This is a genomic window from Limnobacter sp., assembly GCF_036846585.1.
Classification (GTDB): Bacteria; Pseudomonadota; Gammaproteobacteria; order Burkholderiales; family Burkholderiaceae_B; genus Limnobacter.
Genome location: NZ_DAIUBR010000001.1, coordinates 92,822 through 109,058, shown reverse-complemented (window position 1 = coordinate 109,058; position 16,237 = coordinate 92,822). Strand labels below are relative to the sequence as shown.

At 54.8% G+C, this 16,237-nt stretch carries 17 protein-coding genes; 5 read left to right on the top strand and 12 right to left on the bottom strand.

Going from position 1 to position 16,237, the window contains the following annotated elements; all coding sequences use genetic code 11:
• Positions 1-16: 16 nt before the first annotated feature.
• Genes V7028_RS00520 through V7028_RS00505 form a run of 4 tightly spaced genes read right to left on the bottom strand, consistent with a single transcriptional unit; the run spans position 17 to position 3,852 of the window.
• Entirely contained in the window at positions 17-823 is an 807-nt protein-coding gene (locus tag V7028_RS00520; RefSeq protein WP_334118150.1) for a phosphoadenylyl-sulfate reductase, read from the bottom strand.
• Positions 820-1,374 carry a DUF934 domain-containing protein gene (locus tag V7028_RS00515; protein WP_334118149.1) on the bottom strand — a complete coding sequence of 185 codons (555 nt, stop codon included), beginning with the start codon at positions 1,372-1,374 and terminating at the stop codon, positions 820-822. Before V7028_RS00515 ends, V7028_RS00520 begins: the two co-directional genes overlap by 4 nt.
• Positions 1,375-3,054 (bottom strand): nitrite/sulfite reductase, encoded by a 1,680-nt coding sequence (locus V7028_RS00510; protein ID WP_334118148.1) that lies wholly within the window; start codon positions 3,052-3,054, stop codon positions 1,375-1,377.
• On the bottom strand, positions 3,055-3,852 hold the full coding sequence (locus V7028_RS00505) for a sulfite exporter TauE/SafE family protein (protein WP_334118147.1): 798 nt from the start codon (positions 3,850-3,852) through the stop codon (positions 3,055-3,057).
• A 112-nt stretch (positions 3,853-3,964) separates the two neighbouring features.
• On the opposite strand from V7028_RS00505, the gene V7028_RS00500 reads away from it, so the two are divergent.
• Positions 3,965-4,918, top strand: a complete 954-nt coding sequence (locus V7028_RS00500) for a CysB family HTH-type transcriptional regulator (RefSeq protein ID WP_334118146.1) — start codon at positions 3,965-3,967, stop codon at positions 4,916-4,918.
• Between the two features lie 260 nt (positions 4,919-5,178).
• On the opposite strand, the gene V7028_RS00495 is transcribed toward V7028_RS00500, so the two are convergent.
• The 4 genes from V7028_RS00495 to V7028_RS00480 all read right to left on the bottom strand — a co-directional run bounded on the left by V7028_RS00495 (position 5,179) and on the right by V7028_RS00480 (position 8,680).
• Positions 5,179-6,078: an NAD(P)-dependent oxidoreductase gene (locus V7028_RS00495; protein ID WP_334118145.1), complete on the bottom strand. Its 900-nt coding sequence runs from the start codon at positions 6,076-6,078 to the stop codon at positions 5,179-5,181.
• Positions 6,079-6,097: 19 nt separating this feature from the next.
• The gene (locus V7028_RS00490; protein WP_334118144.1) at positions 6,098-6,394 is read right to left on the bottom strand and encodes a hypothetical protein; all 297 of its coding nucleotides are present in this window, start codon (positions 6,392-6,394) and stop codon (positions 6,098-6,100) included.
• 94 nt (positions 6,395-6,488) lie between these two features.
• Positions 6,489-7,358 carry an alpha/beta hydrolase gene (locus V7028_RS00485; protein ID WP_305562512.1) on the bottom strand — a complete coding sequence of 290 codons (870 nt, stop codon included), beginning with the start codon at positions 7,356-7,358 and terminating at the stop codon, positions 6,489-6,491.
• A 149-nt stretch (positions 7,359-7,507) separates the two neighbouring features.
• Complete coding sequence (locus tag V7028_RS00480) at positions 7,508-8,680, bottom strand: multidrug effflux MFS transporter (RefSeq protein ID WP_334118143.1); 1,173 nt, start codon at positions 8,678-8,680, stop codon at positions 7,508-7,510.
• Between the two features lie 165 nt (positions 8,681-8,845).
• Here V7028_RS00480 and V7028_RS00475 point away from each other — a divergent pair, with 165 nt between their 5' ends.
• The 3 genes from V7028_RS00475 to V7028_RS00465 are packed head-to-tail and all read left to right on the top strand — an operon-like array spanning position 8,846 to position 11,612.
• Complete coding sequence (locus V7028_RS00475; protein WP_334118142.1) at positions 8,846-10,234, top strand: cytochrome ubiquinol oxidase subunit I; 1,389 nt, start codon at positions 8,846-8,848, stop codon at positions 10,232-10,234.
• Positions 10,235-10,252: 18 nt separating this feature from the next.
• Entirely contained in the window at positions 10,253-11,251 is a 999-nt protein-coding gene (locus V7028_RS00470; protein ID WP_334118141.1) for a cytochrome d ubiquinol oxidase subunit II, read from the top strand.
• A 22-nt stretch (positions 11,252-11,273) separates the two neighbouring features.
• Positions 11,274-11,612 (top strand): TIGR01244 family sulfur transferase, encoded by a 339-nt coding sequence (locus V7028_RS00465; protein ID WP_334118140.1) that lies wholly within the window; start codon positions 11,274-11,276, stop codon positions 11,610-11,612.
• A gap of 14 nt (positions 11,613-11,626) precedes the next feature.
• Here the strand turns inward: V7028_RS00465 and V7028_RS00460 are convergent, their stop codons facing one another.
• The gene (locus tag V7028_RS00460) at positions 11,627-12,145 is read right to left on the bottom strand and encodes an SRPBCC family protein (protein WP_334118139.1); all 519 of its coding nucleotides are present in this window, start codon (positions 12,143-12,145) and stop codon (positions 11,627-11,629) included.
• Positions 12,146-12,157: 12 nt separating this feature from the next.
• Between V7028_RS00460 and murI the strand changes: the two genes are divergently transcribed.
• Positions 12,158-13,048, top strand: a complete 891-nt coding sequence (murI, locus tag V7028_RS00455) for a glutamate racemase (protein ID WP_334118138.1) — start codon at positions 12,158-12,160, stop codon at positions 13,046-13,048.
• On the opposite strand, the gene rsmA is transcribed toward murI, so the two are convergent.
• From rsmA to V7028_RS00440, 3 genes are read right to left on the bottom strand one after another with little or no spacing between them, the layout of a single operon-like run.
• Complete coding sequence (gene rsmA, locus V7028_RS00450) at positions 13,045-13,839, bottom strand: 16S rRNA (adenine(1518)-N(6)/adenine(1519)-N(6))-dimethyltransferase RsmA (protein WP_334118137.1); 795 nt, start codon at positions 13,837-13,839, stop codon at positions 13,045-13,047. The two genes, murI and rsmA, sit on opposite strands and share 4 nt — an antisense overlap.
• Positions 13,836-14,849, bottom strand: a complete 1,014-nt coding sequence (pdxA, locus tag V7028_RS00445) for a 4-hydroxythreonine-4-phosphate dehydrogenase PdxA (protein ID WP_334118136.1) — start codon at positions 14,847-14,849, stop codon at positions 13,836-13,838. The genes rsmA and pdxA overlap by 4 nt, the downstream gene beginning before the upstream one ends.
• A gap of 9 nt (positions 14,850-14,858) precedes the next feature.
• A complete protein-coding gene (locus tag V7028_RS00440; RefSeq protein ID WP_334118135.1) occupies positions 14,859-16,235 on the bottom strand; it encodes a peptidylprolyl isomerase in 1,377 nt (458 codons plus the stop codon).
• Positions 16,236-16,237 lie beyond the last annotated feature (2 nt).

Genomic DNA, 16,237 nt, shown 5'->3' with positions numbered 1-16,237 from the left:
AATCGGTGAATTCAATTTATTTCTTTAAATTTGCATTGTGCAAACCGCATTCCTTGCTGGTGGGGTCTTCCCACCACCAGCGGCCAGCGCGAATGTCTTCGCCAATGGTGATTGCGCGGGTGCAGGGCTCGCAACCAATCGAAGGAAAACCTTCGAAATGCAGCTTGTTGACAGGCACGTCAAACTGGCGAACATAGGTCCACACATCGGCCTCGCTCCAGCTGGCCAGCGGGTTGAATTTTTCAATGCCGCGGTCGGCATCAAATTCACGCACGGGTAGTTCTGCGCGTGTTGCGGCTTGCGCCTGGCGTTGGCCGGTAACCCAGGCCTTTGCACCGTGCAGCGCGCGTGCCAGTGGTTCAACTTTGCGAATGCCGCAGCATTCCTTGCGCAGTGCAGTGCTTTCATAAAAAGCATCACGGCCTTTGGTGTTTACATAGGTTTCAACAGCGTCGGCCTTGGGTTCAAACCACTGTACGGTTTGACCATATCTGGCTTGAAGGGCTGGGGCCACGTCCAAAGTTTGTTGATGCAGGCGGCCTGTATTCAGGCTGAACACGCGAATGTTCAGGTTCAGGCGTGCAATAACATCGAACAGCACATTGTCTTCGGCCGCCAGGCTGCTGGCCAGTGCGATGGAATCAAATTCATTGGCTGCCTGGGTCAGCAATGTTTCCAGTGCCTGCACTTTTGCCGCAATGTCGGTTGCGGGTTGGTGCGGACCACGAAACACCGCGATGGGTTGTTCTTGCACCGCATTGTTTTCCGGTGCTGTTTCTACGCTGTGGAAGCGCGACTGCGCTGAAGTATTCACTGCACTCATGCCGATGTTCCTGCGGAGGCCCTGCGATTGAAAACAGGCAAAGAACCATCGGCACTGGTTTGGTAGGGAATGGTGAAGTCAGAAAACGCGTTCAATGCGTCTTCCAGTGACTTGCCTTCCTTGATGTCGAATTGCGTAAAGCCGCAACGCGCCAACAGAAAAAACTGGTCGCGCCACACGTCGCCAAATGCGCGAATGTCGCCGGTGAAGCCATAGCGCGTGCGCAACAACACTGCGCCTGAATAAGCCTGGCCATACTTGAATACGGGGAAGTTGAATGCAATCAACTTCAGTACATTCACGTCGCCCTGCAGTTGCTCCGGGTTGTCTTCGGGGTTCAGGTAAACACCCAAATCACCAGCTTGCGCGCGTGCGGCAAGTTCAGCCTTGTTGGCTTCCCAAACAGACAAGTGCACCAGCACTTTGCCCTCTGTGGGAACGACTGCAGGTGCGGCCACGGGCGATTCAGCGGTGCCCACTTCCACAATCACGAATTCATCAGCAACAATGGCGGCTTCGCCGTTCAATGGTTTTACGATGATGTTGGCCATTTATGCAGCCTCCTTGTTGGCGTACACGTGGTCTTTGAAGGGCTCTGCGCCAATGCGGTCAAGTGTGTCAATGAACAACTCGTCTTCATGGCGTTCGCGCACATACACTTCCAGCAATTTCACCACCACGCCGGGCACGTCTTCGGCATAGAACGATTTGCCAATTACCTTGCCAATGGACGCATCGTTGCCCTGGCGGCCACCCAGCGTAACCTGGTACCACTCTTCACCGTTTTTATCGACACCCAAAATGCCGATGTTGCCAATGTGGTGGTGACCGCAGGAATTGATACAACCCGAAATGTTCAGGCTGAGGTCGCCCAAATCGAATTGGTAGTCCAGGTTGTCCACAGCTTCCTGAATGCCCAAGGCAATCGGGATGGATTTGGCATTGGCCAGCGAGCAGAAGTCGCCGCCGGGGCAGGCGATTATGTCGGAAATCAAGCCGATGTTGGGCATGGCCAGGTTGTGTTCTTTCAGGGTGCTCCACAGCTCGAACAAGTCTTGCTCGGCCACATCGGACAGCACAAAGTTTTGTTCGTGCGTTACACGCAATTCGCCGAAAGAATACTGCTCCGCCAAATCCGCAATCAGGTGCATTTCAGCGGTGTTGGCATCGCCGGGGGCAATACCGGGGCGCTTCAGCGAAATGCTGATGGCCACATAACCAGGCTGGCGGTGTTCGCGTGCGTTGCGGATCAACCAGCGATCGAAGCCCATATGCTTGGCGCGCAGGCCACGGTTTTGCTCGGCAATGGTGGCCACTTGTTCAGCACTGAACTGCTCGTAAGCAGGGGCGATGAAGAAGGATGAAACACGGTCAAATTCTTTCTGGGGAATCACCGACACACCACCTTTGATGTGCTGCCACTCTTCTTCAACCTGTTTGGAAAATTCTTCAGGCCCAATAGCGCGCACCAGAATTTTGATGCGGGCTTTGTACAGGTTGTCCCGGCGGCCATAGCGGTTGTACACGCGCATCACTGCTTCAATATAGGTCAGCAATTCCTGCCAGGGCAGGTCGTTCTTGATCACGGAACCAATCACGGGTGTACGGCCCAAACCGCCACCAGCCAACACTTGCGCCACCACTTCGCCGGCTGCATTGCGGGTCAGGTTCACGCCGATGTCGTGCACTTGCACGGCAGCGCGATCAACCGCTGCACCATTCACCGCAATTTTGAATTTGCGGGGCAAGTGTGCGAATTCAGGGTGGAACGTGCTCCACTGGCGAATCAGTTCGCAGAAGGGGCGTGGGTCAACGAATTCATCTTTCGCAATGCCGGCAAACGGGTCGCTGGTGGTGTTGCGAATGCAGTTTCCACTGGTTTGAATGGCGTGCATTTCAACTTCAGCCAGTTCAGCCAGAATGGCGGGCACATTTTCCAGTGCGGGCCAGTTGTACTGAATGTTCTGGCGCGTGGTGAAGTGTGCATAGTTGCGGTCGTACTTGGCTGCAATGTCTGCAAGCTTGTGCAATTGTTTCGCACCTAGCAATCCATAAGGAATGGCCACACGCAGCATGGGTGCATGGCGCTGAATGTACAGGCCATTCTGCAAACGCAGTGGGCGAAACTCTTCGTCCGTCAGCTCGCCTTTCAGAAAGCGCTCGGTCTGGTTGCGAAACTGGGCCACGCGTTCGCGTACAAGGGCGTGGTCATAGTCGTCGTATTTGTACATTTACATCACCAATTTTGCGGCCACGGCGGTGAGGGTCGTGGCCAATACCCCGCGCAAAAACCTTTCAGGCACTGCGCGACTTAAATAACTACCCACGGTGATGCCAGGGATTGAACCCAGCAGCAGGGCGCCCAACAAACCAAAATCAACTGTGCCCAGGCTGAAGTGACCGAACGCTGCAACTGCCGTCAGTGGCACTGCGTAGGCAATGTCGGTACCCGCAATTTCAGAGGCTTTCAGGTGCGGGTACAGAATGATCAACACCATGGCACCGATTGCGCCCGCGCCAATCGATGACACGGTCACCAGCATGCCGATGACGGCAAATGCAACCACGGTGGCAATGGTACGCGTTTTGTCTTCCAATTGGGCTTGAGGGTGGTTTTGCAACCAGTGCACAATTTTTGTTTTGAAAATCAGCACGCCCACGGTCAGCATCACGCAGATTGAAATGGACCAGCGAATGAATACATCGATGGGGCTGCCTTTGCCTGCATTTTGAATGTCCAGGCCGTGCAGTACGGCAATGGTAACCAGCGATGCGGGCACGCTGCCCAGGCAAGCCAGACCTACGATTTTCCAGTTCACGGTGTTGCGCAAGCGGTGTACCAAGGTGCCCGCGCCTTTTGTGATGGCTGCAAAGGCCAGGTCGGTGCCCACAGCCGTGGTGGCAGGAATGCCAAACAGCACGGTGAGCAGCGGGGTCATCAGCGAGCCCCCGCCCACGCCTGTCAGGCCGACCAGAAGGCCGACCGCCAAGCCAGACAATACGTAGACTAGATCAATATCAAAAGGCACGTGAAAGCTCGATAAAAATGGTTTTTCAGGACTTGAATTGTAGGCGCGTCGCTTTATAATTCAAACGACAATATTTCCATTTATATATTCCCCTGTGGAATAAAGGGTTTTTATGAATTTGCACCAACTTCGGTTTGTTCGGGAAGCGGTTCGCCACGACTTCAGCTTGACCGACGCGGCCAAGGCGTTGTTCACATCGCAGCCTGGTGTGTCCAAGGCAATTATCGAATTTGAAGAGGAGTTGGGCTTTCAAATATTCAAGCGGCACGGCAAGCGAATAAAAGGATTAACACCACCGGGCGAGCTGGTATATAAAGCCTGCGAGCGGGCGCTGGCTGAACTTGAGAATATCAAGCGGGTCGGCGAGGAATTCGCTGCGCGTGAAAGCGGGCAGTTGACTGTGGCTGTCACCCACACGCAAGCCCGTTACGTGCTTCCACAGGCGGTGGCCACTTTTCGTAAAAAATTTCCGAAAGTGAAGCTGATTTTGTTACAGGGCACACCCGAGCAACTGGCCCAGTGGGTGCGCAAAGACCAAGCTGATTTGGCCGTGGCCACGGAAGCTTTGGCCGACGAGCCCGATTTGGTCACCTTCCCTTGCTACGACTGGGGCCATGTTGCGGTGGCGCCCACCGGGTCGCCCTTGTTGACGCCTTTTGTTGACGGCGGGCGGCAAATTGCACTGGCCGATTTTGATCAAATGCCCGTCATTACCTATGAAACCCACTTTGCAGGCCGCAAGAAAATTGATGCGGCATTTCAAAAGGCCGGGGTGACGATTGATTTGGTGCTGGAAGCCATTGACGCCGATGTGATTAAAACCTATGTGGGCCTGGGGCTGGGTGTGGGCATTATTGCTGAAGTTGCTTTCGATACGGTGAAGGACAAGGGTTTGATGGCGGTGCCCGTGGACCACCTGTTTGGCCGCAACACCACGCGCATTGCCTTGCGGCAGGGGGTGTTCATGCGCACGTTGATGTACGAATTCATTGCGGTGTTTGCGCCGATGTTGACGCCGAAGTTGATTGATCGTGTTCTTGGTGGCGGGGATGCGTATGACATCTGAGAGCCCGATCAAACCGGCATATCGCACATCGCGGCACCCGACAAGCAGTACAGCTACACTGTTCGGGCCGACTTCAGTTCAACCCGCCCAATGTTCTCGCAGCCGAGGGGCGATTCCGCATGGAATCGATGCAAAGGCGCCATTGCGCTTTGCATGACCCGAGCCAGAGGAAACGTTGGGGAATTCGGGTTGGACGAAGGTCCAAATAGTGTAGCTGTACTGCTTGTCGGCTTCGCCAATCGGCAGTGCCTTGGGTTTTGTCAACCCCGAAGGTGACTGCGCACGATTTCAAACACCCTCGACGTGTCTTGGCTTTTCGGCCCATTGGCCACCAGTTCATCCAGCAGCTCTGCGGTTTTAAGCAGCAGTGGCAAATGCAAACCCTGCTTGACCGCCGCATCGGCCACCATGCGCACGTCTTTGGCATGCAAGTGCGCTTCAATCGAAACCGGGTCGGCAAACCCGTTCGCCATGTGGGGGCCAGCCCAGTCCAGCACGCGGCTGGCGGGTAAACCGGCTTGCAGCAGTTCAAGCACAATTGTCAAATCCGCGCCCTGTTCAAGGGCATAGTTCATGGCTTCGGCAATGCCCACCAATTGAATGCACAGCGCCATTTGATTGGCCGCCTTGATGGCTTGGCCTGCCCCGGAGGGGCCGACATGGCGAATGGTTTTGCCCAGGTGCCTCAGCATGGGCTCAATTTGTTTGAATGCTGCCAAATCCCCGCCTGCCATCATGCTCAGCGTGGCTGCACGTGCACCGGCTGCACCGCCTGAAACGGGGCAGTCGATGTAATCAATCTCGCGGGATTTCAATTCACGCGCAATATCTGCCACCGTTGCTGCGTCGATGGTGCTGAAGTCCACAATGATGGTGCCGGGTTGGGCGCATTCAGCAATGCCACCTTCACGAAACAGCAGTGATTGCACATCGGCTGTGTTGGTTACATTCAGGGCAATTGCTCGTGTGCCGGCGCACAGTGCTGCGATGCTGGTTTGTGGCTTTAATGCAATATCGGCAAGCGCTTCAAATGTGGCCTGGCTTCTGGCCCAGGCCAGCACGCTGTAACCAGCGTTGCAAAGGTGGTTTGCCATGGCCGAGCCCATATTGCCCAAGCCAATAAAACCGATGGTCTTTGGTGTCGAGGATGGTGAGTTCATCCCCGAATTATAAACAGCTTCAATGAGCTTGCATGCCCGGGTTTTCAGCAATTTGCAGGTCGGCCAGGCGGCAGTAAAGCAGTTCACCTGTTTGCAGGCGAACCAGAATCGGGTGGCTGGTTGAAATCCAGCGGCCAAACTCGGCAATGTTGTAGGCAATCACTGTGGCGGGTTTGAAGTCCATCAGGACCTGACTACCCACTTTGAATTGCCGTGCAGTTTGGCGCAGGGTTTTCTTGCGCATCAGGCTTTGGCCGTCGGGGTAACGTCGGCCTGCGGAATTTGCGGCGTTGGTGTAGGCGATTGTAAGGGGCATGTTTGCCTCCAGGCTGGTGTGTACAGTTTAGTTATACGGCACCAGTCTGGAAAGCAGTTTACCGAGCATGGGGGGGATAACCCATTCAGTTTTTTTAATGTGAAGGCAGCAAAAGCTGGTTCTGGATCAGCATGAACAATTCGCTGTTGGGGTCTGCAATGCTGTCGCAAATGCTGAAATGATCTGCATTGACTTGCAAGGGTGGGTTTAATCCCCAATGCGACGCCAGGTACGCGCTTTGTTCCTTGAACGCATCTGTTTCCTTGGTGCCGAATGCCAAATGCACCGGAATGGTGGGCTTGGGCATCAGTGCCGGGCTGACCATGCGGGTCCGCTTCTGGTTCAGTTTCAGGTCTTTCTGGATGAAAGGGGTGTGCACCAAGGGGCTAAGGTCGTAAATGCCGGAAATGGCAATCACGGACTTCACCAGGTCTTGGGGCAGGTCAGAGGCCCACAGTGGCCAAAAGGCCAATGCGCTCATGACACCGAGATGCCCGCCCGCCGAGTGACCGCAGACCACAATCTGGTTGGCGTCGAAACCGAAGCGGTCAGCCTGGCGATACAGCCATTCAATGCCGCGCAGGGTTTGGCGTACGCTGTCTTCAATGGTGACGCGGGGGATCAGGCCGTAATTCAGCAGGGCAACAGAATAGCCGCGCGCCACATAGGGCTTGGCCAGAAAGGTGAAGTCGTATTTGTCCAGCGAACGCCAGTAACCGCCGTGGATAAAAATCAACAGGGGTTTACCGGGCTTGCCGGGAATGACATCCACGGTTTCTGCTTCTGATTCGCCGAAATACTGATTCCAGAAACCATCCAGATCAAAACGCGCATACCGGGACTGCTCGGCCCAGCGTGCAAAGGTTTTGGGGTGGTCGGTCAGATAAGAGCGAACATTGTATTGGCTCTCGAGCCAATCCACGTCGGGTTGGTTCTCGCCACTTTGGGCTTTTGTGTCGGCCATATGGCTGTGCAAAATTGTTTGATTGGGTTGTTGGACGGAATAAATTCGTGACACAACATACCGTAAAGAGACCCAAAAGTCCAATTTTTCAGCCATTTTTGCCTGTGCTTAAACATTGCAGCAATAAATTTGTGCTTACAATGAAAAGTTCAGCGTTTTAATTGTTGGCTGGCCCAGCAGGCAAGCATGGCAAAGCCAAGCACGGTGGCTGCCATGGGCAGGGCCGTGTTGTCATGCACCAGCGAAACCGCCCAACTGGCCAGTCCCCCCAAACCAAACTGCGCGCAGCCGTACAGGGCTGAGGCCGCCCCCGCATTTTTCGGATGCTGGCCCAGCAGTTGGGCCGTGGTGTTGGGCGCCACAAACCCCAGTGAACCCACGCACGCCAGAAAACCCAGCACCATCAGCCCAAGGTTCCATGCGTGGTTGCTGCCATTGAAGGCACTTGCAAACACCATTACTGCGCCGGCAAGGCCCAGAAGCGAACCGGTTTTGGCCAGGGTGGTTGTACCCAAGCGCCCAACCAGCCGGGTTGACAGGTAGCCAAAGCAGATCAGGCTCACAATGTTTGAACCAAACAGCAAGGCGTAGGTTTTCTCGCCAAGGCCGAAGAATTCAATGTAAACAAACGGCGTGCCGGTGATGTAGGCAAACATGGCTGCAAAGTGTGCACCACCTGCCACAATCAGCAGGCGCGCATTGGCTTGTTTCAGGACTGCCCGGTAACCCTTGAACGCCATTGAAATCGAGGCTTGGGTGCGCCCGGTGCTCAAGGTTTCCGGCAACAGCATGTAGGCGGCACCGCTGCAGGCCACACCAAACAGGGCCAATGCCAGGAACTCATAGCGCCAGCTTCCCAATTCCAGAATGTAGGCACCCAGAAGCGGGGCGATCATGGGGGCCACGGATGTCACCATGGCAATCATCGCCATGACACGTGATGAATCGGTTTCACCAAACATATCGCGCACCACAGCGCGTGAAATAACTGCTGCGGCCCCGCCTCCAAAGGCCTGAATCAGCCGAAACAACAGCAATTGTTCAATGCTTTGGGCCAACATGCAGGCCACACTGGCAAACACAAACACGCTGGTGCCAGCAAATATCATGCGTCTGCGGCCAAAGCGGTCTGAAAGCGGGCCGTAAAACAGCATGCCCAAAGCAAAGCCTGCCAGAAACACTGTCACCGTTTGTTGCACGCGCCCTGGCGTGGCTTGCAATTCTGCACCAATTGCGGTGAGGCTGGGCAAATACAGGTCGATCGCCAAAGGGGCGAAGGCGGCCAGCGCAGCCAGCAGCAGAAACATGGGGCGATTGATCAAACGGCGTTTCCTTGGGCAACAGATGGCGCATTGTACGTGTTTCACGGTGTTTCATTAAGCAAACCAATTTGACAGACCGCTTCTACCTAATTAAGGTCATGAAAGTGTCTATTCCTTTTTGTCATTGGGGTGGGCAGGTCACTTGAAGCTTAGATGGGGTGCAGCATGGATTTCACGTCGCTTGATCTTGCCCGAATTCAATTTGCAGCCAATATTACCTTCCACATTCTTTTCCCAACCATCACCATCGGCCTTGGCTGGGTCATGTTTTACCTGCGTTTGCAGCACGTGCGCACCGGCAAAACAGAATGGGAGCAAGCCCATTATTTCTGGACAAAAATCTTTGCGCTGACCTTTGCCATGGGCGTGGTGTCGGGCATCACCATGAGTTTTCAGTTTGGTACAAACTGGCCCGGCTTCATGGAAAAAACCGGCAATATTTCGGGGCCCCTGTTGGGCTATGAAGTGCTGACCGCGTTTTTTCTTGAAGCAACTTTTCTGGGTGTGATGCTGTTTGGCAAGCAACGGGTGTCGCCGAAAATGCATTTGACGGCCACTTTTCTGGTTGCGTTTGGTACCACCCTGTCGGCTTTCTGGATCCTGGTGTTGAACAGCTGGATGCAAACCCCGCAAGGATTTGAAATGATCGATGGGCAGATGCACGCCACCAACTGGCTGGAAATTATCTGGAACCCGTCGTTCCCGTACCGCTTCACCCACATGTTGCTGGCCAGCGGTTTGACCGTGTTTTTCGTGATTGCCGGTGGCAGCGCGCTGCAAATTCTGCGCAAGCGCGAAAAGCCTTTTACACGCCCCATGCTGAAGCTGGGTATTTATGGTGCAGCCGCCTTGATCCCGATTCAAATTTTTGTGGGCGACTTGCACGGCCTGAATACCTTGAAACACCAACCTGCCAAGGTGGCTGCCATGGAAGGTGTGTGGCACACCGAGAAAGGTGCACCATTGTTGCTGTTTGCAATTCCGGATGGAGAGGCACGCACCAACCATTTTGAAGTTGGTATTCCCAAAATGGCCAGTTTTATTCTGACCCACGATTTCAATGGCGAAATCAAGGGGCTCAATGAATTCCTGAACTCACACCCGCCAGTGGGCCCTGTGTTTTATTCGTTCCGCGTGATGGTGGGCATGGGCGTGCTGATGTTGCTGGTGTCGTGGGCCAGCGTGCTGGCTTTCCGCAAAGGCGGGCCCGTGCTGGAGAACAAAATGCACCGCGTGTTGCTGACCACCTTGATGTTCATGATGTTCTCGGGCTGGATCGCCACGGTGGCGGGCTGGTGGGTCACTGAAATTGGTCGCCAGCCCTACGTTGTGTATGGCGTATTGGGCACGGCCGATGTGGTGGCGCAGCACCCGCCGCAACTGGTGGCCTTCACGGTGTTGTTGTACATGGTGATGTACCTCGCCCTGATTATTTCGTATGTGTGGGTGCTGAGGTACATGTTGCTGGGTGGACTTGGGTCGTCAAAGAAAGTGAATTGGGGGGGCGTGCCGCCTGCCACTTCGCCGGCCGATCGCGTTCGCCGTGAACAATAAACCAAAGGAGCACAGGCCATGACTTTCAATGAATTTCTGCCACTGCTGTTCATGGGCGTGATGGGTTTGTCGCTGCTTATTTACGTGGTGCTGGACGGCTACGATCTGGGTGTGGGTTTGCTGTTGCCGCATGCCACCGATGACGAAAAAGACACCATGATCAATTCCATCGGTCCGTTCTGGGATGCCAATGAAACCTGGCTGGTGCTGGGTGTGGGCGTGTTGCTGATCGCGTTTCCCAAGGCACATGGCGTTGTGCTGACCGCACTGTATCTGCCAGTCACCTTTATGCTGATTGGCCTGGTCATGCGTGGAGTGGCCTTTGATTTCCGCGTCAAGGTTGAGGTGGCGTACAAGCCGCTGTGGAACAATATTTTCTTCACGGGTTCCTTGATTACCTCGGTGTCGCAGGGCTGGATGCTGGGGAGTTACATCACCGGTTTTTCAAACCACTGGTCGCAAATGGTGTTCAACCTGGGTGTGGCCATTACGTTGCCGTTTGCGTACACACTGCTGGCCAGCGGTTGGCTGATCATGAAAACCGAAGGTGATTTGATTCGAAAGGCGTGCCGGTGGGGGCGAATCAGTTTTTGGCCGATGCTGGTGTCAATTGCCTTTATTTCAGCCATGACCCCCTTGGTAGTACCCGAAATTTTCAACAAGTGGTTCAGCTTTCCGAACATTGTGGCACTGGCCCCCATTCCGATTGCCACGGCGGCATGCCTGTGGGGCACGCACCATGTGTTGTCGAGCCAACGCATCATTGATGCCGGTTATGGCTGGATGGTGTTTGCACTCACCGCAGGGGTCATGGTGCTGGCCTTCATGGGCCTGGCGTACAGCCAATACCCGTACGTGGTGTTGAATCAGTTGACTGTCTGGGAGGCTGCTTCCTCGCCCGAGGCATTGAAGATTATTCTCGTGGGTGTGGTCATCACTTTGCCAACCATCCTCGGGTACACTGCGTTTTCTTACAAGGTGTTCTGGGGCAAGGCCAAAGAACTGTCCTATCAGTGATTATGTACGAAGGAATTGTTGAATGAGTATCAGGCAATTGAGCGAAGATGTCGCCGTGTGCGGTCAAATCAGTCCAGACGATCTGGAGGCGATTGCACAATTGGGCTTCAAAACCATTGTGAACAACCGTCCCGACCACGAGGTGGGTGGGCACTTGCTTCATGCAGAAATTGAAGCGAAGGCCAAAAGCCTTGGGTTGGCCATTCACTATTTGCCCATGGAAGTGGGGCAGCCCCCGTCAGAAACGTTGCTCGAGGATTTCAAACGCATTCTTGACGCGGCAGAAAAGCCGGTGCTGGCCTATTGCCGTAGTGGCAACAGGTCGGGTCAAATTTATATGGGTGCCTGTGCGCTGAAGTAAATCGCTGCAGTAATTCAGTGATCTTTTCGGGGTTCGGGTGTTTGTTGTGGCATGGCCATGGCCAGTTCCCGAATCATGCGAACGGTGTCAATGTCGGCTGCCCGGTAAGCTTGTTTGCGCACTTCCTCCACTTCTTTGGATGACGCACCTGGCACATCGCCTGTGTTGGGTGCATCACTGACCTGGTAATGAAAACGCAGCCACAATTCGCCTTGCTTTGGTTCTTCAATGGAGATCGTCAAGGTGCTGTCGCCGCAAAATTCATTGGCTGCAATTTGTGTTTCTGTGCGGTCTTCTTCATGAAGCTCAATCGTGTCTTCAATCTTGAAAGGCCCGTAGTCCAGTACACGGTATAGTGTGGTGACATTGCCCTGTTGGCGGGATTCGGTAATCTGTGCGTCCTCAAGACCCAGTACAAACCGGGTGGGTTTCCACGCACGCGCCACAAGGCCAAGCCAAAGCTGTTGCCGTGTTAACCAGTCCACGCCTGGTAAGGCAGGGTCGTTGATCTGCACCAAATGTTCAAATTTCATGAAAGGAATCCTGTGATACACCCACACGGTACTACAAAACCTGGCCCCGATTCCAGCGGCCCCGGCACTGCAGTTTGTTTGCTTGAGCAATCCATGAAACACGTGGGTGTATTCGATTCCGGTGTGGGTGGTTTGTCGGTGCTGAAGGCTTTGCTTGAACACTTGCCGCTGGAGCAGTTTGATTTTGTGGCCGATGAGCGTTACCTGCCGTATGGCGACAAACCCCAGCATGAAATCACAGACCGGGTTTTGACCGTGTCCAACTGGCTGCGTAATCAAGGGTGCAAGGCCATGGTCATGGCCTGTAACACGGCCACAGCAGCCGGGGCAGGCCAGGCACGCGCTGTGCATGCCAATTGGCCCATTGTGGGCATTGAACCTGCAGTGAAACCCGCCAGCATGATGACACGCACGGGTGTGGTGGGCATTTTGGCGACCACCAATACGGTGGCCAGTGAACGTTTCAAAACCCTTGTTGAGCGTTTTGACCCCTTGGCCAAAGTCATTGCACAGCCATGCCCGGGACTGGTGGAGCTGATTGAAAAATCACCACTTCCACATGCCGACATTGAAGCCTTGCTTAAGCCAATTGTGGCTGGTTTGATTCAGAAAAAAGCCGATGTCATTGTGCTGGGCTGCACACATTATCCGTTTGTGGCCAACATCATTTCCGATTTGGCCGGGCCCTTTGTTGCCGTGATTGAAACCGGCATGCCGGTGGCCAGGCAATTGAAGTCGCGCCTTGAATCAGAAGGTTTGCTGGCCGACAAAAAGCCTGTAGCAACACTGCTGGATCGGGTCCGGTTTTACACCACGGGCGACCCGGTGGCTTTTAAAAACAAACTGGTGAATTTGCTGGGCAATGAATGGGCTGGTGCAAGCATTCATTTCCTTGCCATTTAATGGCTGGGTGGCTGTTGCGGTTGCAACTGGGCCAGCATTTGCGCCACATGCACAAACTGCGACGGTGCAATTTCTTCGGCACGGGCAGTCAGGGCAATTCCTGCATTCTGGGCAATGGCTTCCGGTACCACGTCGGCCCAGGTGTTGCGCAGCATTTTCCGGCGTTGTGAAAAAGCGGTACTGACTACTTTGCTGAATACGGCGTGCGGGATTTTGGCCCGTTCATCTGCTGGCTTGGGCACCATGCGCACAATCGCCGACATCACACGGGGTGGCGGATCAAAACATTCCGGCGGCACATCAAACAGATGGTCCATGTGGTAGTAGGCCTGCAGCATCACGGACAGCCGCCCGTAATCGCTGGTTTTTGGCGCAGCCACCATGCGGTCGATCACTTCCTTTTGCAGCATGAAGTGTTGGTCTGTTACCTGGTCGGCCACGTCAAGCAGTGCAAACAAAATGGGCGATGAAATGTTATAGGGCAGGTTGCCAACCACGCGAAACGGCGCCTGAATTTGCCTGAAATCAAACTTCAATACATCCACTTCATGCACGGTCAACTGGTTTTTCCAGCCACCGGTGCGCAGTTTTTCCGCCAGGTCGCGGTCAATTTCAATCACTTGAAGATGCTTGACGGCCTTGAGCAGCCAGAAGGTAAGTGCGCCCAGGCCGGGGCCGATTTCAACCAGTGTGTCGTCGGGGCGGGGGCGCATTTCGCCGATCAGGTTGGACAATACGCTTTGGTCGGTCAAGAAATGTTGACCGAATCGTTTTCTGGCTTGGTGTTTCATTGCGCTTTCCTGCGGCAAAGGTCCATGCGGTGTGCGCATTCAAGGGCTTGAATCAAACTGCCCACATCCATGTTTCGGGTGCCCGCAAGGTCAAGCGCTGTGCCGTGGTCTACGGAGGTTCGAACAATCGGCAGGCCCAGTGAAATGTTCACACCTTGGCCAAAACTGGCATGTTTCAGCACGGGCAGACCTTGGTCATGAAACATGGCCAGCACGGCATCGGCGTGTTCAAGGTATTTCGGCTGAAACAGAGTGTCGGCTGGGTAAGGGCCTTGTACATCGTGACCCTCCGCTTGAAGGGATTTGATCACCGGTGTGATGGTGTTGATTTCCTCTGTGCCCAAATCGCCGGATTCACCCGCGTGCGGATTCAGGCCTGTGACCAGAATTCTGGGGGTGTTCAAATTCCAGTACAGCGTCAGGTCATGGAGCATGATGCGCAAGGTTCGGGTCAATGAGTCGACGGAGATGGCACCGGGCACCTGTGATAGGGGCAGGTGGGTGGTGGCCAGCGCCACTTTCATGTTGCCACCGACCAGCATCATGACCACGTCGTTCTGGGCGCAACGTTGCGCCAAATATTCGGTGTGCCCCATGAAGCCCGGCCGGAAAGGGCTGATGGCTGATTTCTGAATGGGCGCGGTGACCATGGCTGCGGCTTCCTTGCCCAGGCAGGCATCGCAGGCGGTATCCAGCAAATCGATTACATAGGGCGCATTGGCTGGCTTGGGTTGACCCGTGGCGCAAGGGGCATGCAGTGCACGGTGCAACAGGTAATAAGCGGGCTTGGCTGCTTGTGCCTGCGCAAGGGTGTCGATGCGTTGCCATGTGGGTGAAATACCGGCTTGGGCTGCTCGCTGGTTCAGCAAGTTGGCGTCGCCGAGGATCACCAAAGGGCGTTGCAACTTGATGGCGGTGTCGCTTTCGGCCAGCAAGGCACACAATTCAGGGCCGATCCCTGCGGGTTCTCCGCTGGTAATCAGGATCGGTAGAAGTGTGTCGTTGTTCATGCCTTGAAATTAAAGGCGAATTTCAATGAAAGTGGCGTCGCGCAATTGGCGCAGCCATTCCTGATAGCTTTCTTCGGATTTGCTGGAACGAATGGCCTGGCGTGCTGCCTGGCGCTGGCGTTCTTCAGAAGCAGCCTGCTGGCGGCGTTCAACCACCTGAATGATGTGAAAACCAAACCGGCTTTGAAATACGGGGCTTACGTCGCCTGTTGCAAGCGGGTTCATTTCACGCTCAAATTCCGGCACGGTGTCGCCGGGGTACAGCCAGCCCAAATCGCCACCCTTGGCGGCTGAACCATCCTGGGAATAACGCTTGGCCAATGTGTCAAAGGTGGCCGCGCCGCCGCGCAATTGTTCCAGCGCGAAGTTCAGGCGGCGCTTGGCTTCGGCTTCCGTGATGTCGGGGCCGGGGCGAATCAGAATGTGGCGGGCGCGGGTTTGCGTCACCGGCGTGTTGTCCAGTGCGACGCCACCTTCGCGGCGGCCCAGCACTTTCAGCACGTGAAAGCCATTGGGGCTGCGCACGGTTTGCACTGCGTTGGCCTGGCTTTTTGACAAAAATTCATTGAACAGGCTTGGTACTGCATCGTAGCCTGACCAGCCCATTTGCCCCGTGCCTTCGATTGCCAGTTCAGGGTTGGTTTTCAAGATGTCTTCAAGCGATTTGCCGTCTTTCAGTGCTTTTTCAATGGTTTCGGCCTTGCTGCGGGCTTGGTTCAAGGCGTTGCCACTGGCATCATTGGGGGCTTTTACCAGCAATTGAATCCAGTTCACTTCGGGCTTGTTTGCAGTCACACCACTTTTCGTGCGTGCGGCCAGGTAATTCTGAATTTCAGCATCGGACACCTGAATGCGAGATTCAACTTCGCGTTCACGCAACCTGCCCAAGGTAATTTCGCTGCGCACTTCTTCGCGAAAGCGGGCGGGTGAAACGCCTTCTTCCTGCAATCGGGCCAGGAACTCTTCAAGTGGCAGACCGTTTTGGTCGGCCACACGGGCCATTGCGGCTTCAATTTGCGTGTCGTCAATCCGGATGCCAAGTTCTTCCGCTTTTTGAAGTTGGGCGCGGTCCATCACCATGCGGTCCAGAACCTGTTTGCGCAGTTCTACGCGATCGGGCAGGGGCGCGCCGCGCCGGCTCATTTGGCGTTCAATCAGGGCCACCTGGCGGTTCAACTCGCTTCGCGTGATGATGTCGGTATTCACCACGGCCACAATGCCATCAATGGTGGATGTGCCCGAGCCGTTGCCTGCACCCAGTTCAGAACTGAGTTTGCCCGCTGGCAGATTGGTCGAGGGTGCCTTCACGCCTTGTGCCTGGGCAGTTCCCAGAATTGAAAAGGCGGTGACTGCAAATAACCAGTGTTGAATGTGCTTCATTGTCATAA

Excerpts from the sequence above, each read along its gene's own strand:
- V7028_RS00520 (WP_334118150.1), bottom strand. The coding sequence starts at position 823 with ATGAGTGCAGTGAATACTTCAGCGCAGTCGCGCTTCCACAGCGTAGAA.
- V7028_RS00515 (WP_334118149.1), bottom strand. The coding sequence starts at position 1,374 with ATGGCCAACATCATCGTAAAACCATTGAACGGCGAAGCCGCCATTGTT.
- V7028_RS00510 (WP_334118148.1), bottom strand. The coding sequence starts at position 3,054 with ATGTACAAATACGACGACTATGACCACGCCCTTGTACGCGAACGCGTG.
- V7028_RS00500 (WP_334118146.1), top strand. The coding sequence starts at position 3,965 with ATGAATTTGCACCAACTTCGGTTTGTTCGGGAAGCGGTTCGCCACGAC.
- V7028_RS00495 (WP_334118145.1), bottom strand. The coding sequence starts at position 6,078 with ATGAACTCACCATCCTCGACACCAAAGACCATCGGTTTTATTGGCTTG.
- V7028_RS00490 (WP_334118144.1), bottom strand. The coding sequence starts at position 6,394 with ATGCCCCTTACAATCGCCTACACCAACGCCGCAAATTCCGCAGGCCGA.
- V7028_RS00485 (WP_305562512.1), bottom strand. The coding sequence starts at position 7,358 with ATGGCCGACACAAAAGCCCAAAGTGGCGAGAACCAACCCGACGTGGAT.
- V7028_RS00475 (WP_334118142.1), top strand. The coding sequence starts at position 8,846 with ATGGATTTCACGTCGCTTGATCTTGCCCGAATTCAATTTGCAGCCAAT.
- V7028_RS00470 (WP_334118141.1), top strand. The coding sequence starts at position 10,253 with ATGACTTTCAATGAATTTCTGCCACTGCTGTTCATGGGCGTGATGGGT.
- V7028_RS00465 (WP_334118140.1), top strand. The coding sequence starts at position 11,274 with ATGAGTATCAGGCAATTGAGCGAAGATGTCGCCGTGTGCGGTCAAATC.
- V7028_RS00460 (WP_334118139.1), bottom strand. The coding sequence starts at position 12,145 with ATGAAATTTGAACATTTGGTGCAGATCAACGACCCTGCCTTACCAGGC.
- rsmA (WP_334118137.1), bottom strand. The coding sequence starts at position 13,839 with ATGAAACACCAAGCCAGAAAACGATTCGGTCAACATTTCTTGACCGAC.
- pdxA (WP_334118136.1), bottom strand. The coding sequence starts at position 14,849 with ATGAACAACGACACACTTCTACCGATCCTGATTACCAGCGGAGAACCC.
- V7028_RS00440 (WP_334118135.1), bottom strand. The coding sequence starts at position 16,235 with ATGACAATGAAGCACATTCAACACTGGTTATTTGCAGTCACCGCCTTT.